Origin of the sequence: Bradyrhizobium neotropicale, from assembly GCF_001641695.1 — a bacterium.
In the GTDB taxonomy this organism is placed as follows: domain Bacteria; phylum Pseudomonadota; class Alphaproteobacteria; order Rhizobiales; family Xanthobacteraceae; genus Bradyrhizobium; species Bradyrhizobium neotropicale.
This window is the reverse complement of the sequence record NZ_LSEF01000090.1, coordinates 308,544-332,595: the sequence shown is the minus strand read 5'-3', so window position 1 is coordinate 332,595 and position 24,052 is coordinate 308,544. Positions and strand designations below refer to the sequence as shown.

Here is a 24,052-nt window from a genome sequence, read left to right as displayed (position 1 = left end):
CGAGCGCAGCGAGATGCCTCTCTTCTTCGTCATTCCGGGGCGTCGCGGAGCGACGAGTCCGGAATCCATTCGTCCACTCACCTGCCGCACGATGGATTCCGGGCTCGCGCCCAAGAGGGCGCGCCCCGGAATGACGAAACAAGTGACGTCGTGTCCCGCCCCCGAGGACATTGGATCGCCCCGGAGAGGCTGTCATCCTTCATTCTCAAACCGTCGCGCGCGTGTTACATGACGTTGTGAGAGCACCCAGCGAGCAACCGGCTTGGCAAAGGCAAAGCGAAATCTGAGATGGCAGCGTGATCCCGAAGGGATGCGGCTGCGCATCCTCGAGGCTGCCAAGCAGGAGTTTTCGGCCCACGGGCTTGCCGGCGCGCGTGTCGACCGCATCGCAGCCAAGGCCGGCGCCAACAAGCGCATGCTCTATTACCATGTCGGCAACAAGGACGATCTCTATCTCGCGGTGCTCGAAGGCGCCTACGACAAGATCCGCAGCGAGGAACGGGGGCTCGATCTCGAACATCTCGATCCGCCCGAGGCGATCAAACGTCTGATCGAATTCACCTGGAACTATTTTCTGCGCAATCCTGAATTCCTGTCGCTGCTCCAGACCGAGAACCTCGCGCGGGCGAAGCACCTGAAGCGCTCGACCAAGGTCAAGTCGATGCATTCGCCCTTCGTCGAGATGATCCGCACCGTGGTCCGGCGCGGCGTCAACAGCGGAGACTTCCAGGTCGCGGTCGATCCGGTGCAACTGTACATCTCGATCGCGGGGCTGTGCTTCTTCTATCTCTCGAACTCCGCCACTTTGAGCGTGATCTTCGGCCGCGACCTGCTCGCCAAGGACGCCAAGGATGAGCGGCTTGCCCACATGGTGGGCCTCGTTCTGGCCGCGCTGACGGGCCGGTCGGCGGAGCTGCTCGAGATCGTCAAGGCGCCGAAGTCGCGCGCCGCCGTGGCGCAGACGGCTTAGCGGTGTAGCCGCGTACTGGCGGACCGATTGTCTGCCGTTTCCGCAATCTCAGTTGTCGTCGCCCGACTTGATCGGGCGATCCGGTATTCCAGAGACGCTGAGGAGGTACGGAGAAGCCGCGGCGTACTGGATCCCCCGCTTTCGCGGGGGATGACACCGAAGATGTGGCACGACGGTCCGCTACCTCACCGCCAACTCGAGTTTTGAAGGCTAGGAACCATCGCGCAAAACGTCACAGGGAAAGCGCTGGACAGTATTTATCCAACGGGTTAATTTCTCGCCCGAACGAAAAAGAATGCCGGGAGTGAGACGTGGCTGAGCCGAAGCCGCAGAGTGCGGTGTCCAAGATGCTGAATGCGGCCTGGGTGCGGCCGCTCTTGTTCCTGGTCTTCATCGTCGTGGCCTGGGACCTCGCGATCCGGCTGTTCAAGATCCCCGCCTATCAGATCCCGGCGCCGGCCGACGTCGTGGCCGTGCTGCGCACCGATTGGCCCGAGCTGCTGCGCCAGTCCTGGCCCACCACCTACGCGACCATTTGGGGCTTCGTGCTCTCCGCATTGTTCGGCATTCCCGTGGCGATGCTGATCGCGGGGTCCAAGACGGTGGAGAGCTACGTCTATCCGCTGCTGGTATTCTCTCAATCCGTGCCGAAGATCGCGATCGCGCCGCTGTTCGTGGTCTGGTTCGGCTTCGGCATCCTGCCGAAGGTGATCTCGGCCTTCCTGCTCGGGTTCTTCCCCGTGGTGGTCTCGGCCGTGCAGGGCTTCAAGTCGGTCGATCCCGACATGGTCGATCTCGCCCGCGCCATGCAGGGCAGCCGGTTGCAGGTGTTCTGCGCGGTCAACCTGCCGCATGCGCTGCCGGCGATCTTCTCGGGGCTCAAGGTGTCGGTGACGCTCGCCGTGGTCGGCGCCGTCGTCGGCGAGTTCGTCGGCTCCAATTCCGGCATCGGCTACGTGATGCAGCGCTCGATCGGAACGTTCGATCTGCCGACGATGTTCGCGGCCCTCGTGATCCTGGCGCTGCTCGGCGTCATTCTGTTCTGGATCGTGGATCGCATCGAGAAGCTGGTCATTCCCTGGCATGTCAGCCAGCGCGAGGACGTGATTTTCGCCTCTTAGAGCATGATCCGGACTCGGAGGGCCGCGTTAGCGCAAAGTGTGCGGCGGTTTTCCGATAAGATCATGCTCAAACAAAAACTAAAGCAACGAACGGCCACCAACGGCCGAAAGCAACAAGCACAAGGGAGAGAGTAGCGATGAAGCGGTGGATAGGAGCTGTCTCGGCGGCGCTGATGGCGCTTTCGGTTGTGCCGGCGCAGGCGGCCGACAAGGTCGTGCTGATGCTGAACTGGTACGTCTATGGCGAGCACGCGCCGTTCTATTACGGCAAGGCCAAGGGCATCTATGCGGCCGAGGGCATCGACCTCGAGATCCAGGAAGGCCGCGGCTCTGCCGCGACCACGCAGGCCGTTGCCGCCAAGACCGCCGACTTCGGCTATGTCGACGTTCCCACCATGATGCGCGCCGCGATCAAGGGCGCGCCGGTGATCGCGACTGGCGTGTTGCTCCAGACCAGCCCGATGTCCGCCATGGGCTTCGCCGACAAGAACATCAAGAAGCCCGAGGATATCAAGGGCAGGACGGTGGCGATCACGCCCGCTGACTCCATGACCCAGATCTGGCCGCTGTTCCTGAAGAAGACCGGGCTGAAGGAGAGCGACTTCCACACCGTCGCCGGCGACGGCCAGACCAAGCTCAACGCCGTCATCAACGGCCAGGCCGATCTCCTGCTCGGCTACGTCATGGACCAGTCGATGAAGATCAAGGATGCCACCGGCAAGGACGTCTATCCGATCAAGTTCGCCGACTACGGCATCAACATGGTGTCGTCGGGCATCATCGCCAATTCCGACTATGTGAAGGCCAATGCCGATCTCGTCCGCCGCTTCATGTCGGCGACGACGAAGGCGGTGGAAGCCGCCGAGAAGGAGCCGAAGGCGGCGGCGCAGTCGATCCTCGATGCCAACCCGAAGGGCGGCAAGATCGACACGCTGACGCAGGGTTTTGAGCTGACCATCCCGCTCTACCGGACCGCGGAGACCAAGAGCAAGCGGCCGTTCCAGGTCACCGACCAGAACATGACCGACTCCGTCAATCTGATGGTCGAATATGGCGGGCTCGATGCCAAGGCCAAGGAGAACCCGAAGGCCTTCTACACCAACGATTACCTGCCGAAGGGCAACTCGTGAAACCAGCGACAAGACCGAGTGATGAATTGCAACCGGCCGCGCATCTCAGACTGGTGAGCGACCGGGCGGGGAGCGAAGCGTCGGGCATCAAGCTGTTCGGCGTGTCGAAAACCTATCGGACGCGCGACGGCGATGTGCCGTCGCTGCGGCCGCTGGATTTTCACATCAATGACGGCGAGTTCTTCGTCGTGGTCGGCCCCTCCGGCTGCGGCAAGTCCACGCTGCTCAAGCTGATCTCCGGCCTGTTGCCGCCGACCACCGGCGAGATCCTGGTCGAGGGCGAGAAGGTGACGACGCCGCACGGCAATGTCGGCATCGTCTTTCAGAATGCGCTGCTTCTGCCCTGGCGCAACATCATCTCAAACGTGATGCTGCCGATCGACATGAAGCGGCTGCCGCGGGCCGAATATCTCGCCCGAGCCAAGGAACTCTTGAAGCTGGTCGGTCTCGAAGGGTTCGAGAAGAAGCTGCCCTGGCAGCTCTCCGGCGGCATGCAGCAGCGCGCCTCGATCTGCCGCGCACTGGTGCACGATCCCAGGATCATGCTGATGGACGAGCCGTTCGGTGCATTGGACGCGCTGACGCGCGAGCGCATGAATGTCGAGCTGATGCGGATCCAGCGTGAAACGAAGAAGACGGTGCTCCTCATCACGCACTCGATTCCGGAGGCCGTGTTCCTCGCCGACCGCGTGCTGGTCATGACCGAGCGGCCCGGTGCGGTCGCCGCGATCTACGATGTGCCGCTGCCGCGCCCGCGCTCGCTCGACGTGATGGCCGACCCGGTCTTCACCGAGCTCGTGCAGCGCATCCGCAAGCATTTCTTCTCGCAGGGTTCGCTGGACTAGAGCCATGCCTGTGCGCCTGAAGCTGCGAGATATCGCATTTTTTGAACGGCCCGTGCGTTTCGCGCGGCCGTTCCGCTTCGGCGCCATCACGATCCACGCGACCCCGCAGCTCTTCGTAGGGGTCGAGATCGAGGTCGAGGGCAAGGGCAAGGGCAAGGGTGTTGCGATCGGCGCCAGCGCCGAGTTGCTGGTGCCAAAGTGGTTCGACAAGCGGCCGGAGCTGTCGCCGGCGCAGACGGTCGACGGGCTCCGGCGTTCACTTGCGATCGCACGTGATCTCTATCTGGCGCAGACCGGCTTTGACACGGCGTTCGGGCTGCATGCTGCCTGCATCGGTGCGCAGGTCGTCGCCTGCACGCAGCAGAACATCCCGCCGCTCGCGGCCGCCTATGGGCCAGCCGAGATCGACAAGGCCATTCTCGATGCATTGCTGCGCGCCGCTGATACGAATTTCTTCGACGGCATGGCGGGCAACGTCGCCGGTATCGATGCGCGCTTGTCGTCTGATCTGCAGGACTCCGACATCGCTCAGTTTCTTGCGAAGCGGACGCCGCTGCCGCGCGTCGTGGTCCGTCACACCGTAGGTCTCGACGACATTGTCGAAGGCGAGGGCGGTGTCGCCGACGCCCGGGAGAATGCCGGTGCGCGGTATTTCAAGCTGAAGCTGTCGGGCGACCCAATGGCCGATGCGGCAAGGTTGGCGCGCATCGGCAAGGAGCTCGATACGCTGGGGCATGACTACAAGGTGACGCTCGACGCGAACGAGCAGTACGCCGATCTGGCCGCGCTGCGTGCACTGATCGACCGGCTCGATCGTGACGCCGCACTGCGATCGATCTCATCGCGCCTGCTCTATGTTGAGCAGCCGATGCCGCGCGATATCACGCGGCAGTCGCCGCTCGGGTCACTCGCGGCGCGTGGCTTCATCATCGATGAGGCCGACGATTCCTATGACGCGTTTCCGGCCGCGCGAGCGCTCGGCTATCGCGGCATTTCCTCGAAATCCTGCAAGGGGCTCTACAAGTCCGTCGTCAACGCGACGCGCGCCGCAAAGTGGAGTGTTGGCGGAGAGACGTTCTTCGTGACCGGCGAGGACCTGACCTGCCAGGCCGGACTTGCCGTGCAGCAGGACCTCGCGCTCGGCGCCCTGATCGGCGTCACGCATGCCGAGCGCAACGGCCATCATTATGTCGACGGCTTCGGTGAGGCGCCTGCCGCTGAAGCTCAGGCCTTCGCAAAGGCCCATCCCGATCTCTACGCCGACAGCGGGCAAGGCGTCCGGCTCTCCATTCACGACGGCGATCTCCTCACGGGATCGCTGACCGCAACGGGCTTTGCGACGTCGGTCCATCCGGACTGGTCGGCGCTACGCCCGCTCGAACAGCCAAAATCACGTCAGGAGCAATTGGCATGACCACACAACGCCTCGGCCTCATCATGAACGGCATCACCGGCCGCATGGGGCTCAACCAGCATCTGATCCGCTCGATCGTCGCGATCCGCGACCAGGGGGGCGTCAGGCTGAAGAACGGCGATCGCGTGATGCCCGATCCGATCCTGGTCGGCCGCAGCGCCGACAAGGTCGAGCGGCTGGCCAAGCAGTTCAACATTGCGCGCTGGACCACGGACCTCGATGCCGCGCTCGCGGACAAGAACGACACCATGTTCTTCGACGCCGCGACCACGCAGGCGCGGCCCGGCCTTCTGTCCCGCGCGATCAACGCCGGCAAGCACGTCTATTGCGAGAAGCCGATTGCGACCAACTTCGAAGAGGCTGTCGAGGTGGTCAAACTCGCCAACGCCAAGGGCGTCAAGCACGGCACGGTGCAGGACAAGCTGTTCCTGCCCGGCCTGAAGAAGATCGCCTTCCTGCGCGACTCCGGCTTCTTCGGCCGCATCCTCTCGGTGCGCGGCGAGTTCGGCTATTGGGTGTTCGAGGGCGGCTGGCAGGAGGCGCAGCGGCCATCATGGAACTACCGCAGCGAGGACGGCGGCGGCATCATTCTCGACATGGTCTGCCACTGGCGCTACGTGCTCGACAACCTTTTCGGCGACGTCGAGAGCGTGGTCTGCATTGGTAACACCGATATTCCCGAGCGCTTTGATGAGCAGGGGGAAAAGTACAGGGCGACCGCCGACGATTCCGCCTATGCGACGTTCCAGCTCAAGGGCGGTATCATCGCCCACATCAACATGTCCTGGGTGACGCGCGTCTATCGCGACGACCTCGTCACCTTCCAGGTCGACGGCACGCTCGGCTCGGCCGTTGCGGGCCTTTCCGACTGCATGATCCAGGCGCGGCAGGCGACGCCCCGTCCGGTCTGGAATCCCGACGAGAAGCGGCAGTACGATTTCTACGGCGATTGGCAGAAGCTGCCGGACAATGTCACCTACGACAACGGCTTCAAGGAGCAGTGGGAGATGTTCATCCGCCATGTCTATGAAGACGCGCCGTACAAGTTTACGCTGCTTGAAGGCGCCAAGGGCGTGCAGCTCGCCGAATGCGCGCTGAAGAGCTGGAAGGAGCGGCGCTGGGTCGACGTCGCGCCGATCAAGGTCTGAGGAGGCTGACATGAACAAGCCTGTCCAGCCGATGTCATCGCTCTCACTGCAACTGCCGAAGGCCGACCGCTCGATCGAGACCTACCGGCTCGCTGCCTCCCGGAGCTTCCCGGCGAAGCTCGAGGGCACGCTGAACCGCATCGCGTTCTCGGCCGTGCATACGGTGGCCGATCCTTTCGCGGACAACGATCCCTGGCTCTCGGTGTCCGTCGACTGGGACAAGACCATCGCCTTCCGCGAGCATGTCTGGGACCTCGGTCTCGGCGTCGCGGAGGCCATGGACACCGCGCAGCGCGGCATGGGGCTGGACTGGCCGACCTCACTGGAGCTGATCACGCGTTCGGTCGCAGCCGCAAAGCAGCGCAACGCGCTGGTGTTCTCCGGCGCGGGCACGGATCATCTCGCGGTCGACGATGCCAAGAGCCTCGATGACGTGATCCGCGCCTATGAAGAGCAGATCTCCGCGGTCGAGAAGGTCGGCGGCCGCATCATCCTGATGGCCTCGCGCGCGCTCGCCAAGCTCGGCCGCAACGCCGATGACTATGCAAAAGTCTATGACCGTGTGCTCTCGCAGGTCCGCGAGCCCGTGATCATCCACTGGCTCGGCGATATGTTCGATCCGGCGCTGACGGGATATTGGGGCACCAAGGATCTCGACAAGGCGATGGGCACGGCGGTCGCCATCATCAACGGCAACGCCGCCAAGGTCGACGGCGTCAAGGTCTCGCTGCTCGACAAGCAGCGCGAGATCGACATGCGCCTTCGCCTCGACAAGCGCATCAAGATGTACACCGGCGACGACTTCAACTACGCGGAGCTGATCGCCGGCGACGAACACGGCTTTTCGCACGCGCTGCTCGGCATCTTCGATGCCATCGCGCCGGCGGCCTCCTACGCGCTATCGCGGCTTGCGGTCGGCGACGAGGCCGGCTTCCACGACGTGCTGGGGCCGACCGTGCCGCTGTCGCGCCACATCTTCAAGGCGCCGACGCGCTTCTACAAGACCGGTGTGGTCTTCATGGCCTACCTGAACGGCCACCAGGATCACTTCACCATGGTCGGCGGCCAGGAGAGCGCGCGGTCGATGCTGCATCTGGCCGAGCTGTTCCGCCTCGCGGATCAAGCCGGCTTGCTCGCCAATCCCGAACTTGCGACGCGGCGGATGAAGACCGTGCTGGCCTCGCACGGACTAGAATCCTGATGCGTGATTTTTCGTCTGACCATCGCTGGCTGTCGCTGAACACGGCGACAGTCCGCAAGCAGGGTGATCTCGTTCAGATCGTTGAGGCCTGTGCAAGGCATGGCATCGGCGCTATCGATCCCTGGCGGGACCAGGTCGCGGCCGTCGGGCTTGACCGCGCCGTGCGCGCAGTACGCGATGCTGGTCTGGAACTCTCGGGCTATTGCCGCGGAGGCATGTTCACCTCCGACGCTGCGCGCTGGACCGAAGTGCGCGACGACAATCGGCGCTGTGTCGACGAAGCCAAGGCGCTGGGCGCCTCCTGTATCGTGCTCGTCGTTGGCGGCCTGCCGCAATATTCGCGGCCGGGCAGCGCCGCGTCGAAGGATATTTCGGCGGCGCGGGGACAGGTCGAGGATGCCTTGGCCGAGATGCTCGAATACGCCAGGCAGGCGGAACTGCCGCTGGCGATCGAGCCTCTGCATCCGGCCTATGCGGCCGATCGCGCCTGCGTGAACACGACCAAGCAGGCGCTGGATATTTGCGACCGGCTCGATCCCAGCCGCAGCGGCATGCTCGGCGTCGCGCTCGATGTCTATCACATCTGGTGGGATCCGGAGCTGATGGGCCAGATCGCGCGCGTCGGCAAGGATCGCCTGCTGGCGTTTCATGTCTGCGACTGGCTGGTGCCGACCAAGGACATCCTCAACGATCGAGGCATGATGGGTGACGGCGTGATCGACATCAAGTCGGTGCGCGCGGCGGTCGAGGCGCAAGGCTATGCTGGTTATTCGGAGATCGAGATATTCTCCAACGACTGGTGGGGCAAGCCGATGGACGAGGTGCTGCGCACCTGCATCGAGCGGCACCGAAGCGTGGTTTAGGATCGGCATCTCAAGCAATGCTGCTGGCGGTCACTGGCTTGCGGTCTGCGGCAGCGTGTTGAAGCGCGCTTTCTGCTCGCTGCTCAGCGTCGCGTAGAACTCGTCCAATGCCGGCTGCACCCGATTGGCTGCCTCCAGCATGGCCTCGAGCCGCTTCTGCATCGCTTCGAGTCGCCCCACCGGGGTCAGCGGCACCTCATCCGGGCAGGCTGCCTGCAGGGCCTTAACTGCCTGATTGGTCGCATCGCCCAATCGCTCGAGCGCTTCCTTCTGCTTGCCCGCCGGATGTATTGCCGCCTCGATCCGTTCGATCGGGAGCTGCGTCAGGCTGGATTTCGGATCGCCGCAGCTTTCGGGCTGAGCATTCGCTTCCTGGTGCTGCGACTGCTGTTGCGAGCGCTCGCCGATATTGGGGCCGAGCGCGTTGAAACGCGCCTGCTGCTCATCGCTGAGTGAACCATAGAATTTTTCGAGCGCCGGCCGCACGATCTTCACCGCCTCGAGCGTGGCGCTGACGCGGTTCGTCATCGCACGCAAGCGGCCGGGCGGCGTCAGAGCATATGAATCATTGCAGGATTGCTTGAACGCATCGGCGGCCTGTGCCGCGGCGGCCTTCAAGTCGTCGAGCAGGGTACGCTGCTCGGGCGTCGGCCGTACTGCCTGGGTGATCGACGCGAACGGCCACGCGGTCACGCCCTTGTCCGGAGCGTCACACAATTGCCGCACCGTCTGCTGGCTTACGCTGGCGGTGCGGCGCGCGCGGTAGCTGCCACCGGCTTGCGGATAGTCATACGGGTTGATGCTGGCATAGGCGGAATAGGCGCCATCCCCGCCCCAGAACACGGTGTCGACGAAGTCGTCGTAGGCATAGGCCCAATAGCCGGGCTCGTACGCGTAGGACCAGAATGTGTAGTCAAAAATATCGGAATAGGCGTACGGCCAGAACACCGGCCCAAGCCAGGCCACGAAGACCGCGGGATGACGGTGTCGCCAAGCCTGCCGGGGAGCCCAGCCGCTCTGGCGGGTGACGAGTGCCGCTTGGCTTTGCGGAGTCGCGTGCTCGCGGAAACGCTCCGCAAACCGCCCGCGCTCAGCGGTCCGCGCGGCGACGGCAGTGGCCGCGGCGGCTCGGCCAACTGTCGTTGGCTCGGGTCCCAACCGCTGCAGGCGCGCCTGATCGCGCTGCTGCATGCTCTGCTCGCGCTGCAGCAGGCGATTCTGTGTCTGCAGCGCTCGCTCCTGTGCATGCTGCGCCCGCCGGCCTTCCGGCTTGCTCGACTGCAATTGCTGCATGCGTTGTTGCAGCCGGTCGATGCGGGTCTGACGTTCCGCGCTCTGGCGTGTCAGCGCGTCGCGCTGATGTTGTTGCGTGATCTGCTGGCGCTGCTGGATCTGTTGCTGATGCTGTTGCGCTCGCTGTTCGATCCGCTCCTGTCGCGACGGCCGTGCGCTGATGGCTGGTGGCGCGCTGGGGCGCGAGGGGGCTGCGATATGCGGCGTCCGCTGCGGTGCCATGGCCGGACGCTGCGGTGCCGCCGGCGCCCGACGGATCTCAGGCCGCGGTGCCGCCACGTGCGGGGCCGCTCGCGGCGGCGGTGCGGCGAAGTGTGGGGCCGGACGCGGCGGTGGCGAAGCGAAGTGGGGCACCGGATGCGGCGCCATGGCCGGTCGCTGCGGCATGGCCGGTGGATGGAATGCCGGTGCGGCGGGACGCGACATCGCTGGCGGCGCCGCGGGACGGGCCATCGCCGGTGGCGCTGCCGGTCGGGCAGCGGGTCCCGGTGGTCCACCTCTTCCATGTTGCTGGGCGTGCACGCCGACATTCGCCGCCAGCATGAAGACGCCAACCAGGAAAGCCATAAGGCAAACGCCACGCGGAAGCATGACAGCAGCTCTTCGCTCGTCCAGTCGCCCGTGACTGTCAACGCGCAGGCGACGAAATCGTTCGCTCGCCTCCGGCATGCGCCATTCCGACGCAGGCAGGCCTCACGTGAAATCCTGCGTAAGCGTGGTCGCGATCCGCTCCAGCGCCCAATCAACCTGGTCGCCAGTGATCACCAGCGGCGGGGCGAAGCGGATCGTATGCTCGTGGGTATCCTTGGCGAGGATGCCTTCGAGCTGTAGGGCCTCACAGTAGCGGCGCGCAAGGCCGGCTTCGGGATTGAGCTCGACCGCCAGCATCAGCCCGCGTCCGCGCACCTCGCGGACGGTGTTGGCACGAATGCTTTTGAGCCCTTGCAGGAAGCGCTCACCCTGCACCGCAGCGTTCTCGATCATCCCTTCCTCGACGAGAACGCGGAGCGCCGCCCGCGCCACCGCGCAGGCGAGCGGGTTGCCACCAAATGTCGAGCCGTGCTGACCTGGTTTCAGCGTGCCGAGGACCTCGTTGTTGGAAAGCACGGCCGAGACGGGATAGAAACCGCCGGACAAAGCCTTGCCGAGCAGCGTCACATCCGCCTCGATACCCTCGTGCTGTTCCGCAAGCAGCTTGCCGGTGCGGCCGAGCCCGGTCTGGATCTCGTCGAGGATCAGCATCACCTCGTGCGCAGTGCAGAGCTCGCGCACCCCCGTGAAATAGCCTGCCGGTGGAATGATGACGCCGGCTTCGCCCTGGATCGGCTCTACCAGGAAGGCGACGGTGTTCGGTGTGATCGCGGCTTCCAGCGCTGCGAGATCGCCGAAGGGGATGATTTTGAAGCCCGGCGCAAACGGGCCGAAATGTTCGCGCGTGGCCGCATCGGTCGAGAAACCGACGATGCCGAGGGTGCGTCCATGGAAATTGTTGGCGCAGACGATGATCTCGGCCTGCCCGTCGGGCACCCCCTTCACCTCATAGCCCCATTTGCGCACGGACTTGATCGCGCTCTCCACGGCCTCGGCGCCACTGTTCATCGGCAGCACCTTGTGGGAGCCGGTCAGCTCTGCGATCTCTTCGTAGAAGGGAGCGAGTTGGTCGTTGTGGAATGCGCGCGAGGTCAGGGTCAGTCGGCCGGCCTGCTCGACCATCGCGGCCAGGATTTTCGGGTGGCAGTGGCCCTGGTTGACCGCCGAATAGGCGGAGAGGCAATCCAGGTAACGGTTGCCCTGGGTGTCCCAAACGAAGACGCCTTCGCCGCGCGACAGGACAACGCCTAGCGGCTCGTAATTGCGGGCGCCGAAGCGCGCCTCCCTCGTGATGAAATCAGCAACTGGCGGACTACTCATCCTTCGTCACTCCAGCTCATGTATTTCATGCATTCTAACCGATAATGCGTGGTTCGTTCAAAATGATGGGTGCTGGCGAGGGCCTCAGCCGATGGAGCAGGGCACGCTCAGGAAGCCGCGGAAACGCACCCGTCCGCCCCGCAACGGTTGGCCGCTCAAGGCGTAGTTCGGGAAGCGCGCCAGGAAGCGAGAGATCGCGATCGCGCCTTCGAGTCGCGCCAGCGCCATGCCGGCGCATTGATGCGCCCCCGTCGCGAAGGCGAGATGGCGGTTCGGCGTGCGCGCGATGTCGAAGCGTTCCGGATCCGGAAACTGCGCGGGATCACGATTGGCCGCGCCGATGCACAGCGTGATCGATGTGCCGGCGTCGAGCATGACGCCGCCGAGCTCGACTCGCTCCGTGGTCATGCGGTTACCGAGCTGGTTCGAGCTCTCGTAGCGCAGGATCTCTTCCACTGCGGTCTTGATCAGGTCCGAATTGTCGATCAGCCGCTGCTTCTGATCCGGGTTCCGATGCAGCGCCACCAGGCCATTGCCGATCAGGTTGGTGGTGGTCTCGTGCCCGGCATTGAGCAGGAAGATGCAGTTGTGCAGCAATTCCTTCTCGGTCAGCCGCTCGCCGTTCTCCTCGCCCTGGATCAGGCGCGTCAGCACGTCGCGGTCGGGATTGCCGGGTTCTTGACGCCGGCGCGCGACCAGCGTCTCGAGATAGGCGAGGAAGTCCTTCACGGCCTTGTTGCCGCGCGCGGCGGCTTCGGTCGACACGACGGGTTCGAGCGCTCCCAGGATCGCCAGCGACCAGCCGCGGAGCGGCTCGCGTTCCTCGTGGGGAACATCGAGCAGATTGCCGATCACTTCGATCGGGATGGAGGCCGCGAAGTCGTCGATCAGCTCGCAACTACCTTTGGCAGCGATGGCGTCGAGCAGGCTATCGACCAGCTTGATGAGGTCCGGCTCCATCCCTGCAATCGCGCGCGGCGACAACGCGCCCATGATCAGGCGCCGTACCCGAGTGTGAGAGGGCGGATCGTTGAAGACGAGACTTGTGGTGTGGTGCTCGTAGAGCTGGGAGTCGCCGTATTTCGGCGCGAACTCGCGCTTCTTGTCCGAGCTGAAAGACTTCGTGTTCTTGTAGGTGGTGACGAGGTCGTCGTAGCGGGTCAGGAACACGGTGCCGTTCGGCAGGCGCTTGACCGGCTCGTTCTCCCGCAGTGCACGATAAGTCGGGTAGGGATTGTCGTAGAACTCGGGCGTCAGCTTCTCCAGATCGAAATTGGCCGCCAGTTCTCTCGCATCTGCGTTCATGCCGCCATACTCGCCGGTTGAGACCGATATGCCGTTTTCGCTGTTTCGAGCGATGCGGCTCACCGTCTACAGTCGTGCCACGATTTGCTCTGACCGGACAGGAAAATGCACGCCCGCGCTGATGCTGCCGACACGGCACCCGAATCGAGCACTCTTTGGCCCGATGATATTTTCGCGACATTGCAACGCTTCGACGTCCGGCAGGTGCCTTACGTGCCTGATGCCGGACATTCGAAGCTGATCCAACGCGTGCAGGGCTCGTCCACCATGCGCGGCATTCCACTGACGACGGAAGAGGAGGGCGTGGCGCTTCTGGCCGGTGCCTGGACCGGCGGACAGCGTGGCGTGCTGCTGATGCAGTCGAGCGGGGTCGGCAACTGCATCAACATGTTGTCGCTGATCCCGATCCTGCGCTACCCGTTCCTCACCCTCGTGACCATGCGCGGAGAGTGGGGCGAGTTCAATCCCTGGCAGGTGCCGATGGGCTCGACCACGCAAGGCGTCTTCGAACTCTCGGGCGTCAAGGTGCTGCGGGCATCGAACGCAGCCGAGGTGCCCGCGGTGCTCGAAGCGGCCGCGGCACAAGCCTACAATGCCCTTACGCCGACCGCAGTCCTGTTGTCGCAGCGCCTGATCGGCGCGAAGGTTTTCACCAAATGAGCAAGGCCAATCTCCTCGACCGCCGCCAGGTGGTGTCCGCGCTGCTTGCGAACCGCAAGGATGTCGTCGCGATCGGCGGCCTCGGCGCCTCCACCAACGACATCACCGCCGCCGGCGACCATGCGCGCAATTTCTACCTCTGGGGCGGCATGGGCGGCGCGCCGATGATCGGCCTCGGGCTCGCGCTGGCGCAGCCGAAGCTCCCGGTGCTGGTCATCACCGGGGACGGCGAGATGCTGATGGGCATGGGGAGCCTTGCCACCATCGGCCTGCAGAAGCCGTCGAATCTCTCAATCGTGGTGCTCGACAACGAGTGCTATGGTGAGACCGGCGGCCAGACCAGCCACACCTCCGCGGCCGCCGACCTCGTCGGCGTCGCCAGGGCCTGCGGCATTCCGGACAGCCGGGCGATCTCGACCATGGCCGAGGTGGAGGCTTTCGCCAAAACCGTCCATGACGTCTCGGCCGGGCCGCGCTTTGCCAATGTGAAGATCGACAGCGCCAACGTAGAGCGGATTTTGCCAAGCCGGGACGGGACCTATATCGTCAACCGGATCCGCGGCGACCTCGGTTTCCAGCCGATCTAGGCCCCCGTTCGAATCGACCCTCAATGGGACCCGCCGGATCGTGCCGGCAGGCGGCCGCTGCTCGTAAATTTCCGTTGAATCTACAACCCATTTAGGTTGCGACGCAGCATTTTGCTTGACTTTTGCGTGGGTGAGTGCTTACTCACTAGCATGAGCTCATTACGCATGACGAGCGACCTGAGGCGTCAATTGATCCTCGGTGCCGCCAAACGTTGCTTTGCCCGACATGGCTATAACGGCACCACGACCAAGAGCGTGGCGGCCGCTGCTGCCATTTCCGAGGCGCTGCTGTTCAAGCATTTCCCGTCCAAGGCGGCGCTCTATGCCGAAATCCTGAGCGACGAATGCGAGGCCGACCCGGCGCTGATGGAGCTGCTCGAGCGCGAGCCGTCGACCGCCGCCCTGGTCGAGCTGATCCGCGGCATGGTCCAGCATTTCCTCGAGATCGCCGACGGTCCCGACCAGGAGGAGGCGCAGCGCCTGCGACTGATGGCCACGAGCCATCTGGATGATGGCGAGTTCGCGCGCCTGCTATATGCCAAGATCGAGAAGCTGATCGGCGCGGTCTTCGTCGCCTCGCTCGAGCGCGCGGTCGCCGCGGGCGATGCGCGGCCTTGCGGCGGCGAGCCGCTCAACCTGTTCTGGTTTGCGCATCATTCGGTGATGACGGCTGCGCTGACCAGGCTGCCGGCCACGCCCTGTCTCGCTTACGGCAAGGCGAACGATCTGGAGCGGCAGCTCTGTGAGTTTCTTCTGAGGGGTATAGGACTTAACGACGCCGCAATTGCTTCGCATCTGGACCGCGCTTTGGCGCCGGGTGCCGGCAAGACGGCGATTGCAGAAAGTGCATGACATGAACATCGTAGCCGAACACAAGATTTCGGGCGAACCGATCGACAACAAGGCTGCCAAGCGTCCCGTCAAGCCGGTGCGCTGGTTCCTCATCGTCGGCACGCTGCTGGGCGTGCTCGTCGGCGGCCTCGTCTGGTTCAACTCTTTCCGCGGCCAGATGATCAAGCAGTTCTTCGCCAACAACAAGCCGCCGCCGGTGGCCGTCAGCGCCGCCGAGGCGAAGTCGGAGGTGGTGCCGAACCTCTTGACCGCGGTCGGCGAACTCGCTGCCGTGCACCAGGTCAACGTCACCACCGACGTCAACGGCCGCGTCACCGAGATCAAGTTCGAGCCGGGCGCGCATGTTGATGAAGGCACGCCGCTGGTGCAGCTGTTCGACGCGCCGGAGCAGGGCGACCTCGCCAACTACAAGGCGCAGGCGACCGTGGCGCAGCTTTCGCTCGACCGTGCCAAGCAGCTCGCGTCGCGCCAGTTCGGTCCGCAGGCGACCGTCGATACCGCGCAGGCCGCCTACGACCAGGCGCTGGCCGGCATCGCCAAGACCGAGGCGCTGATCTCGCAGAAGCTGGTGCGCGCGCCGTTCTCCGGCGATCTCGGCGTCCGCAAGGTCGAACTCGGTCAGTATCTCACTGCAGGCACGGCCATCGTGTCGCTGACCGATCTGTCGGAGCTGTGGGCCAACTTCACGGTGACGGAAAAGGACTCTGGCAACCTCAAGGTCGGCCAGCCCGTCCGGCTAAAGGTCGACGCCTATCCAGGCCGCACCTTCGAGGGCAAGATCACGACGATCGAGCCGCAGATCTCGACCGACACCCGCAACATTCGCGTGCAGGCGACGATTGCCAATCCAGAGAAGATCCTGAAGCCCGGCATGTTCGTGACCACCACGGTGGTGCTGCCGGACAAGCCGGCGGTGATCACCGTGCCGGAAACGGCGGTGGACTACACGCTCTATGGCGATGCGGTGTTCGTGATCACCGAGAAAAAGGAAGACGACGGCAAGACCAGCCTGAGTGCGGTGCGCACCTTCGTGCAGACCGGCAACCGGGTCGACGGTCGCGCCGAGATCCTGAAAGGGCTGAAGGCGGGTGACAAGGTCGTCGCCGTCGGCCAGCTCAAGCTGCAATCGGGCGCTCCGGTGTCGATTTCGAACGACCCGGCACCGCAAATCCCGGCGCAGCCGCCGCGCTACTGACATAACGCTCGCATGATCCGGCCCGGCCGGATCATGCTTCTTGAGACAAAGAAATCGAGATTGCCGCGATGGCCTTTACCGATATTTTCATCAAGCGCCCGGTTCTGTCGGTCGTCGTCAGCCTGCTGATCCTGTTGATAGGTCTGCGCGCGGCGATGGTGCTGCCGATCCGGCAATATCCAAAACTGTCGAACACGGTCATCAACATCACGACCGTCTATCCCGGCGCGTCCGCGGACCTGATTCAGGGCTTCATCACCACGCCGATCGAGCAGGCGGTCGCCTCCGCCGAAGGCGTGGACTACATCACCTCGTCCTCGGTGCTCGGCACCTCGACGATCCAGGTCTACATCAAGCTCAATTTCGATCCGAACCAGGCGCTCACCGAGGTGCTCGCCAAGACCAACTCGGTCAAATACCTGATCCCGAAGGAATCCAACGACCCGATCGTCACCAAGACCACGGGCCAGACCACGGCCGTGATGTATCTCGGCTTCTCATCCGAGGAATTGTCGGGCTCGGCGATCTCCGACTATCTGACGCGCGTGGTGCAACCAGTGCTGTCGACCGTCGACGGCGTCGCCTCCGCCGACATTTTGGGCGGCCAGACCTTCGCGATGCGGCTGTGGCTTGATCCGGTGAAGATGGCAGGCCGCAACGTGTCGCCGGCCGACGTCGCCGCGGCGATCACCGCCAATAACTTCCAGTCCGCGGCGGGCCAGACCAAGGGCTATCTCATCGTCTCGAACGTCTCGACGAATACGGGCCTCACCGACGTCAACCAGTTCAAGAAGATGATCATCAAGGCCAAGGACGGCGGCTTCGTGCGGATGGAGGACATCGCGACCGTCGAGCTTGCCGCGCAGAGCACGGATGCGAGCGTCGCCTTCAACGGCGAGCACGCGATCTTCATCGGCGTGCAGGCGACCCCGCAAGGTAACCCGCTGACGCTGGTCAAGGGCGTGCGCGCGCTGTTCCCCGAGCTCGAGCGCAATCTGCCGCCGTCGATGAAGATGAAGGTCGCCTACGACTCGACCAAGTTCATCCAGTCGTCGATCGACGAGGTCGAGAAGACGCTGGGCGAAGCCGTCATCATCGTCATCGTCGTGATCTTCCTGTTCCTCGCCTCGCTCCGCTCGGTCATTATTCCGGTGGTGACAATCCCGCTGTCGATGATCGGCGTCTGCACGCTGATGCTGGCGCTGGGCTTCAGCTTCAACCTGCTGACGCTGCTCGCCATGGTGCTCGCGATCGGCCTGGTGGTCGACGACGCCATCGTCGTGGTGGAGAACATCCATCGACATCTGGAAGAAGGGAAGACGCCGGTACAGGCGGCGCTACAAGGCGCGCGCGAAATCGTCGGTCCGGTGGTCTCGATGACCATCACGCTCGCGGCCGTGTACGCGCCGATCGGGTTCCTCGGCGGCCTCACCGGCTCGCTGTTCCGCGAGTTCGCCTTTACGCTGGCGGGCTCGGTGATCGTATCCGGCGTGATCGCGTTGACGCTGTCGCCGATGATGTGCTCGGTGCTGTTGAAGAACACCGAGGAAGGCCGCTTCGCCAAGTTCGTCAACAAGGTGTTCGGCGCAGTGACGCGGTGGTATGGACGCAGGCTCGACCGGTCGCTCGACTACAAGGCGATCACCGGTCTGTTCGCGGTGACGATCCTCGGGCTCGTTGGCTTCCTCTACATGCACACCTCGAAGGAGCTCGCGCCCGAAGAAGATCAGGGCATTGTCTTCGCGGTGACCAAGGCTCCGAAATACGCCAACATCGACTATGTCGATTTCTACGGCGACAAGCTCGACAAGGAATTCCAGAAGTTCCCCGAGACCGATCTGCGTTTCGTGCTGAACGGCATCAACGGTCCGCAGGGTGGTATCGCCGGCATGCTGCTGAAGCCCTGGGAGGAGCGCAAGCGCTCTTCGATCGCGCTGAAGCCGCTGGTGCAGGCGGAGCTGTCCAAGATCGAGGGCGTCCAGGCGTTCGCATTCAACCTGCCGCCGCTGCCGGGCGGCCCGGGCGGCCTGCCGGTGCAGATGGTGATCAACTCCACCGCAGGGTTCCAGACGGTCTATGAGCAAATGGAGAAGCTGAAGGACGCTGCGCGCAAGAGCGGCATGTTCATCGTCTCCGACAGCGACCTCGCCTACAATCAGCCGAACGTGAAGGTGACGATCGACCGGACCAAGGCGCAGGATCTCGGCGTCAACATGCAGAACCTCGGCAGCACGCTCGCGGTTCTGCTTGGCGGCAACTACATCAACCGCTTCAATCTGGAGGGCCGTTCCTACCAGGTGATCCCGCAGGTGCCGCGCGGTCAGCGGCTCTCGCCGGATTCGCTCGGCGGCTACTACGTGACCACCAACACCGGCCAGCAGCTCCCGCTGTCGACGGTGGTGTCGATCAAGACCACCACCGACCCGAACTCGCTGACGCACTACAATCAGCTCAATTCGGCGACGTTCTCGGCGGTGCCGATGCCGGGCGTGACCATCGGTGCTGCGGTCGACTTCCTCGAGAGCGAGGCCAAGAAGCTGCCGCAGGGCTTCAGCCACGACTATCTCGCTGACAGCCGGCAGTACGTGCAGGAAGGCAATCAGCTCGCGATCACCTTCGGCTTCGCGCTGATCATCATCTTCCTGGTGCTGGCGGCGCAGTTCGAGAGCTTGCGTGACCCGCTGGTGATCATGATCTCGGTGCCGATGGCGATCGTCGGCGCCCTGATCCCGCTGTTCTTCGGCGTGGCGACCATGAACATCTACACCCAGGTCGGTCTGCTCACCCTGGTCGGCCTGATCACCAAGCACGGCATCCTCATGGTGGAGTTCGCCAACGAGCTCCAGATCAAGGAACGGCTCGACCGCCGCTCGGCCATCGAAATGTCGGCCCGCATCCGTCTGCGTCCGATCCTGATGACGACGGCCGCGATGGTCACCGGCCTGATCCCGCTGCTGACCGCCACCGGCGCCGGCGCCGCCAGCCGCTTCTCGATCGGACTCGTGGTCGTGGCCGGCATGTCCATCGGCACTCTGTTCACGCTGTTCGTGCTGCCGGCGGTCTACGTTGTGCTGGCAACCGACCACAGCAAGGAGGCCGAATCGGAGCGCAACAAGCAGATCGAGGCCATGGACCTCGGCTCCAAGGCGCTGCGGCCGACCTGATACGAAAGGCTAACTGAACGAAGAAAGGGCGGCATCGGCTGACACCGTTGCCGCCCTTTTTCTGTGGCCGCCATCGCCGATTATTCCGCGCAGCGGCGCCTCGGTATTGGACGACCTCTTTTCCCGCCCCTGCGAGAGACAAGGTCCAGCCTTCTTGCTAGGCTTGGGGGGATGACCATCTCCCTCCATCCCGACACCCCGCAAGCCCGGACGCTGCCAAGCGCGGCCCGTGGCAGCGCGTCCGATGGGGCGGAAGAGTCACGGATCAGAGTCCGGCTGTTCACCAAATACGTCGCGCTGTTCGTGGCGGTCGTGGCCATCGCGCTGCTCGCCAATGGACTGTTCGAGGTCTTTTTCTATTATCGTGAGCACAAGGCGTCGCTGATCCGGGTTCAGCACGAGCAGGCCGAAGCCGCGGCGGCCAAGATCAGCCAGTTCGTCAAGGAGATCGAGAACCAGCTCGGCTGGACCACCCAACTGCCGTGGTCGGCGGGCTCCATTGAGCAGCGCCGATTCGATGCGCTGCGGCTCTTGCGGCAGGTGCCGGCCATTACCGAGCTCGCCCAGGTCGATGCGACCGGCAAGGAGCGCCTGCGCGTCTCGCGGCTCGCCATGGACGCCATCGACAGCGGGGTGGACCTGTCGAGCAATCCGAAATTCACCGAGGCCGTCGCGCACAAGGTCTATTACGGGCCGGTCTATTTCCGCCGGGAGTCCGAGCCGTACATGACGCTGGCGCTGGCCGGCGCGCGCAAGGATGCCGGTGTCAGCATCGCGGAGGTGAACCTCAAGCTGATCTGGGACGTGGTCTCCCAGATCAGGGTCGGCGAGCACGGACATGCCTATGTGGTCGGCCCGGAGGGACGCCTGATTGCGCATCCCGACATCAGCCTCGTGCTGCGCAACACCGACATGTCGGGGCTGGCGCAGGTGCGTGCGGCGCAAGCCGGCGACGGCGTCATGCCGGATTCGCTTCAGGAAGCGACCAACATCCAGGGACAGAAGGTTCTGACGGCGTCCGCGCCGATCGCGCCGCTCGGCTGGACCATGTTCGTCGAGTTGCCGGTGGAGGAAGCCTATGCCGCCCTCCATGCCTCGTTGGAGCGGCTCGCGATCGTGTTGCTCGTGGCATCGATCTTCGCCGTGCTCGCCGGGATTTTTCTCGCGCGCCGCATGGTCGGCCCGATCCAGGCGCTGCGCAGCGGGGCCGAGCGCATCGGCGGCGGCGATTTCTCCCAGCGCATCTCGATCAGGACCGGCGACGAACTCGAAGGGCTCGCCGACCAGTTCAACGACATGGGCGCCCGCTTGCAGGAATCCTATGCGACCTTGGAAAGGAAGGTCGAGCAGCGCACGGCGGAATTGAGCGAGTCGTTACAGCAGCAGACGGCGACTGCCGATGTGCTGAAGGTGATCAGCCGTTCGGCGTTCGATCTGCAAATGGTGTTGAACACGCTTGTCGAGTCGGCGGCCCGTCTGTGTGACGCGGACGAAGGCACGATCTTTCGGCCCAAGGACGGCGTTTTCTATTTGGCAGCAAGCTGCGGCCTCGGAGCTGAGCAGGAAAGTCATCTTCGGACGTTCGCTTCCGTGCCCGAGCGAGGAAGTGTGGTCGGACGCACGCTGCTCGATCGCAAGACGGTTCATGTCCCGGACGTGCAGGCCGACCCGGAATTCGCGCCTTCTTCTGCTCGAAGGCGTTCTGACGTACGTACGATGCTTGGTGTGCCTCTGCTCCGTGAGGGTGCGCCGATCGGCGTGTTCGTCTTGACGCGGCACATGGTGCGGCCCTTTAGCGAGAAGCAGATCGAACTGGCGGCCACGTTTGCCGATCAGGCGCTTATCGCGATCGAGAATGCCCGACTGTTTGAAGAAGTCCAGGAACGCACTAGAGAGTTGTCGCGGTCCCTTGACGATTTGCGCACCGCGCAGGACCGCCTGATCCAGACCGAGAAGCTCGCTTCGCTCGGCCAGCTCACCGCGGGCATCGCCCACGAGATCAAGAACCCGCTCAACTTCGTCAACAACTTCTCCTCGGTGTCGACAGAGCTGATTGGGGAGCTCAACGAGACCTTGCGATCGGCCGTGCTCGACGACAAGACGAGGGAGGATGTCGACGAGTTGACCGGCATGCTCAAGAGCAATCTCGAAAAGGTCGTGCAGCATGGTAAGCGCGCCGATTCCATCGTCCGGAACATGTTGCTGCATTCGCGCGAAGGCTCCGGCGAGCATCGCCACGTCGACATCAACGCGGTCGTCGAAGAAAGCCTGAATCTGGCCTATCATGGCGCGCGCGCCGAAAGGCCGAGCTTCAATGTCACGCTCAAGCGCGACCTGGATCCCGCGGCCGGTGCTGTCAACATCTATCCGCAGGAGATCACGCGGGTCCTCCTCAATCTGATCTCGAACGGCTTCTATGCCTCGGCCAAACGCAAGGAGAGCGCCGGGGACGGCTTCGAGCCGACCTTGAGCGCGACGACACGGAATCTCGGCGGCAAGGTCGAGATTCGCATCCGCGACAACGGCACCGGCATTCCGCCCGAGGTGAAGGAGAAGATGTTCAATCCCTTCTTCACCACCAAGCCGGCCGGCGAGGGCACCGGGCTTGGCCTGTCCATGAGCCATGACATCGTCGTGAAACAGCACGGCGGAACGATTGACGTGAATACCGAGCCCGGCGCATTTACCGAATTCATCATCACGCTGCCGCGTAAGCTGGCGGCGGGAGGCACTACCGGAGGCAAGACGTGAACGTTTACATCCTGGTCGTGGATGACGAGCCCGATGTCGAGGCGCTGTTCCGGCAGCATTTCCGGCGCGACCTGCGCGCCGGCCGCTTTCAGATGGAGTTTGCTCCATCCGCGCCCGATGCGCTCAGGCGTGCCGCCGAGGTCCGTGATCCCGCGCTGATCCTGATCCTCTCCGACATCAACATGCCCGGGATGAGTGGGCTCGACATGCTGCCGAAGGTGCGGGCCGAACATCCGCACGTTCCCGTCATCATGATCACGGCCTATGGCGACGCCGAGACACACCGGAAGGCGATCGAGCGGGGCGCCGTTGCGCTCCTCACCAAGCCGATCGACTTCGCGCAGCTGCGCCAGGAGATCGACACCAGGCTTGAGCAGGCGGCATGACGGCGACCATCCTCTTCGTCGACGACGAGCCCGATCTCGAAGCGCTGGTCCTGCAGAAATTCCGCAGGCAGCTTCGCGAGGGGCACGTCAACTTCATGTTCGCGCGCGACGGCGTCGAGGCGCTCGAGTCGATCGCGCGGCATCCGCACGTCGACATGGTCGTCTCCGACATCAACATGCCGCGGATGGACGGGCTGTCGCTGCTGCAGAAGCTGCAGGAGGCCGAGGACAAGAAGTCGACCATCATCGTCTCGGCCTATGGCGACATGAGCAATATCCGCACTGCCATGAACCGCGGCGCATTCGATTTCCTCACCAAGCCGATCGACTTCGTCGACCTGGAGACGACGATCGAGAAGACCCTCCGCCATATCGAGATGCTGCGCGAGGCGCGCCGACGCCAGATGGAGGCGGAGCGGGCCCATGCCGCCCTGTCGCGCCATTTCTCGCCGGAGCTCGCCAAGCGCCTGGCGGCAAGCGGCGAGGGCGACGGGATGGAAGTGCAGTGGCGCGACGTCGCCACCATCTTCACCGACATTACCGGCTTCACGTCGCTGATCGAGAGCGCGCCGCCCGAGACGCTCGGCGCGCTCCTCAACGAATATGTCGGAGGGATGGCCGAGGTCGTGTTCGGGCATGAGGGAACGGTCGCCAAGATCATCGGCGACGCGATCCAGGTGCTGTTCAACGCGCCCGGTGATCAGCCGGACTATGCGACGCGCGCAGTCGCCTGTGCCCACGACCTCGATGCCTGGGCGCAGGACTTTTGCGCACGCCAGAGGACGAAGGGCGTGAATTTCGGAACCACCCGCATCGGTGTCCATGCCGGGCCCGCACTGGTCGGCAATTTCGGCGGAAACCGCTTTTTCGACTACACCGCCTATGGCGATACGATCAACATCGCGGCGCGGCTGGAAGCCGCCAACAAATATCTGGGCACGCGGATTTGCGTGAGCGCCAGCGTTGCCGGAAGCGCCGAGAATTTTCAAGGACGCCCGGTGGGAGACCTGATGCTGCGCGGGCGCAGCGAGCCCCTGCGCGCGTTCGAGCCGCTGCCGCAGGCAAAATTTGAAGCGCCGGCAACGGCGCAATACTCCGAGGCCTTTGCAAAACTCGAGGCAGGCGATGCCGCGGCCATGCCCGCCTTCGCCGCCCTGATCGGCGTGCATGCCGACGATCCCCTGGCCGGCCTTCATCTCAAACGCCTGCTCAACGGTGCCAAGGGCGTCCGCATGCAACTGGAATAGGAGCTCGAC

Annotated in this window: 19 protein-coding genes; 16 read left to right on the top strand and 3 right to left on the bottom strand. The window is 64.0% G+C overall.

Going from position 1 to position 24,052, the window contains the following annotated elements; all coding sequences use genetic code 11:
• The first annotated feature begins 262 nt into the window (after nucleotides 1–262).
• The 8 genes from AXW67_RS30565 to AXW67_RS30530 all read left to right on the top strand — a co-directional run bounded on the left by AXW67_RS30565 (nucleotide 263) and on the right by AXW67_RS30530 (nucleotide 8,692).
• On the top strand, nucleotides 263–970 hold the full coding sequence (locus AXW67_RS30565; RefSeq protein WP_201723735.1) for a TetR/AcrR family transcriptional regulator: 708 nt from the start codon (nucleotides 263–265) through the stop codon (nucleotides 968–970).
• Nucleotides 971–1,281: 311 nt separating this feature from the next.
• Nucleotides 1,282–2,091, top strand: coding sequence for an ABC transporter permease (locus tag AXW67_RS30560; RefSeq protein WP_063680884.1), 810 nt, complete (start codon nucleotides 1,282–1,284; stop codon nucleotides 2,089–2,091).
• 137 nt (nucleotides 2,092–2,228) lie between these two features.
• On the top strand, nucleotides 2,229–3,221 hold the full coding sequence (locus AXW67_RS30555; RefSeq protein ID WP_063680883.1) for an ABC transporter substrate-binding protein: 993 nt from the start codon (nucleotides 2,229–2,231) through the stop codon (nucleotides 3,219–3,221).
• Nucleotides 3,218–4,066 carry an ABC transporter ATP-binding protein gene (locus AXW67_RS30550; RefSeq protein WP_063680882.1) on the top strand — a complete coding sequence of 283 codons (849 nt, stop codon included), beginning with the start codon at nucleotides 3,218–3,220 and terminating at the stop codon, nucleotides 4,064–4,066. The genes AXW67_RS30555 and AXW67_RS30550 overlap by 4 nt, the downstream gene beginning before the upstream one ends.
• Before the next feature lie 4 nt (nucleotides 4,067–4,070).
• Entirely contained in the window at nucleotides 4,071–5,480 is a 1,410-nt protein-coding gene (locus tag AXW67_RS30545) for an enolase-like domain-containing protein (protein WP_063680881.1), read from the top strand.
• Entirely contained in the window at nucleotides 5,477–6,628 is a 1,152-nt protein-coding gene (locus tag AXW67_RS30540) for a Gfo/Idh/MocA family protein (RefSeq protein ID WP_063680880.1), read from the top strand. The genes AXW67_RS30545 and AXW67_RS30540 overlap by 4 nt, the downstream gene beginning before the upstream one ends.
• Before the next feature lie 10 nt (nucleotides 6,629–6,638).
• Nucleotides 6,639–7,829 carry a dihydrodipicolinate synthase family protein gene (locus AXW67_RS30535; protein WP_063680879.1) on the top strand — a complete coding sequence of 397 codons (1,191 nt, stop codon included), beginning with the start codon at nucleotides 6,639–6,641 and terminating at the stop codon, nucleotides 7,827–7,829.
• Nucleotides 7,829–8,692 (top strand): sugar phosphate isomerase/epimerase family protein, encoded by an 864-nt coding sequence (locus tag AXW67_RS30530; RefSeq protein WP_063680878.1) that lies wholly within the window; start codon nucleotides 7,829–7,831, stop codon nucleotides 8,690–8,692. The genes AXW67_RS30535 and AXW67_RS30530 overlap by 1 nt, the downstream gene beginning before the upstream one ends.
• 30 nt (nucleotides 8,693–8,722) lie before the next feature.
• On the opposite strand, the gene AXW67_RS30525 is transcribed toward AXW67_RS30530, so the two are convergent.
• The 3 genes from AXW67_RS30525 to AXW67_RS30515 form a co-directional block, all read right to left on the bottom strand.
• The gene (locus AXW67_RS30525) at nucleotides 8,723–10,207 is read right to left on the bottom strand and encodes a Spy/CpxP family protein refolding chaperone (protein WP_063680877.1); all 1,485 of its coding nucleotides are present in this window, start codon (nucleotides 10,205–10,207) and stop codon (nucleotides 8,723–8,725) included.
• A 471-nt stretch (nucleotides 10,208–10,678) separates the two neighbouring features.
• Nucleotides 10,679–11,896 carry an ornithine--oxo-acid transaminase gene (rocD, locus tag AXW67_RS30520; protein WP_063680876.1) on the bottom strand — a complete coding sequence of 406 codons (1,218 nt, stop codon included), beginning with the start codon at nucleotides 11,894–11,896 and terminating at the stop codon, nucleotides 10,679–10,681.
• An 84-nt stretch (nucleotides 11,897–11,980) separates the two neighbouring features.
• Nucleotides 11,981–13,201 carry a cytochrome P450 gene (locus AXW67_RS30515; protein WP_063680974.1) on the bottom strand — a complete coding sequence of 407 codons (1,221 nt, stop codon included), beginning with the start codon at nucleotides 13,199–13,201 and terminating at the stop codon, nucleotides 11,981–11,983.
• 105 nt (nucleotides 13,202–13,306) lie between these two features.
• Here AXW67_RS30515 and AXW67_RS30510 point away from each other — a divergent pair, with 105 nt between their 5' ends.
• From AXW67_RS30510 to AXW67_RS30475, 8 genes are all read left to right on the top strand, one after another.
• Nucleotides 13,307–13,861, top strand: coding sequence for a phosphonopyruvate decarboxylase (locus AXW67_RS30510; protein WP_063680875.1), 555 nt, complete (start codon nucleotides 13,307–13,309; stop codon nucleotides 13,859–13,861).
• Complete coding sequence (locus AXW67_RS30505; protein ID WP_063680874.1) at nucleotides 13,858–14,448, top strand: thiamine pyrophosphate-dependent enzyme; 591 nt, start codon at nucleotides 13,858–13,860, stop codon at nucleotides 14,446–14,448. Before AXW67_RS30510 ends, AXW67_RS30505 begins: the two co-directional genes overlap by 4 nt.
• 150 nt (nucleotides 14,449–14,598) lie before the next feature.
• Nucleotides 14,599–15,300 carry a TetR/AcrR family transcriptional regulator gene (locus AXW67_RS30500; RefSeq protein WP_082908098.1) on the top strand — a complete coding sequence of 234 codons (702 nt, stop codon included), beginning with the start codon at nucleotides 14,599–14,601 and terminating at the stop codon, nucleotides 15,298–15,300.
• Nucleotide 15,301: 1 nt separating this feature from the next.
• Complete coding sequence (locus AXW67_RS30495) at nucleotides 15,302–16,495, top strand: efflux RND transporter periplasmic adaptor subunit (protein WP_027550271.1); 1,194 nt, start codon at nucleotides 15,302–15,304, stop codon at nucleotides 16,493–16,495.
• A 68-nt stretch (nucleotides 16,496–16,563) separates the two neighbouring features.
• The gene (locus tag AXW67_RS30490) at nucleotides 16,564–19,659 is read left to right on the top strand and encodes a MexW/MexI family multidrug efflux RND transporter permease subunit (protein ID WP_027550272.1); all 3,096 of its coding nucleotides are present in this window, start codon (nucleotides 16,564–16,566) and stop codon (nucleotides 19,657–19,659) included.
• A gap of 171 nt (nucleotides 19,660–19,830) precedes the next feature.
• Nucleotides 19,831–22,410 carry a sensor histidine kinase gene (locus AXW67_RS30485; protein ID WP_063680872.1) on the top strand — a complete coding sequence of 860 codons (2,580 nt, stop codon included), beginning with the start codon at nucleotides 19,831–19,833 and terminating at the stop codon, nucleotides 22,408–22,410.
• Complete coding sequence (locus AXW67_RS30480; RefSeq protein ID WP_063680871.1) at nucleotides 22,407–22,796, top strand: response regulator; 390 nt, start codon at nucleotides 22,407–22,409, stop codon at nucleotides 22,794–22,796. The genes AXW67_RS30485 and AXW67_RS30480 overlap by 4 nt, the downstream gene beginning before the upstream one ends.
• Nucleotides 22,793–24,043 (top strand): adenylate/guanylate cyclase domain-containing protein, encoded by a 1,251-nt coding sequence (locus tag AXW67_RS30475; RefSeq protein WP_063680870.1) that lies wholly within the window; start codon nucleotides 22,793–22,795, stop codon nucleotides 24,041–24,043. The genes AXW67_RS30480 and AXW67_RS30475 overlap by 4 nt, the downstream gene beginning before the upstream one ends.
• Nucleotides 24,044–24,052 lie beyond the last annotated feature (9 nt).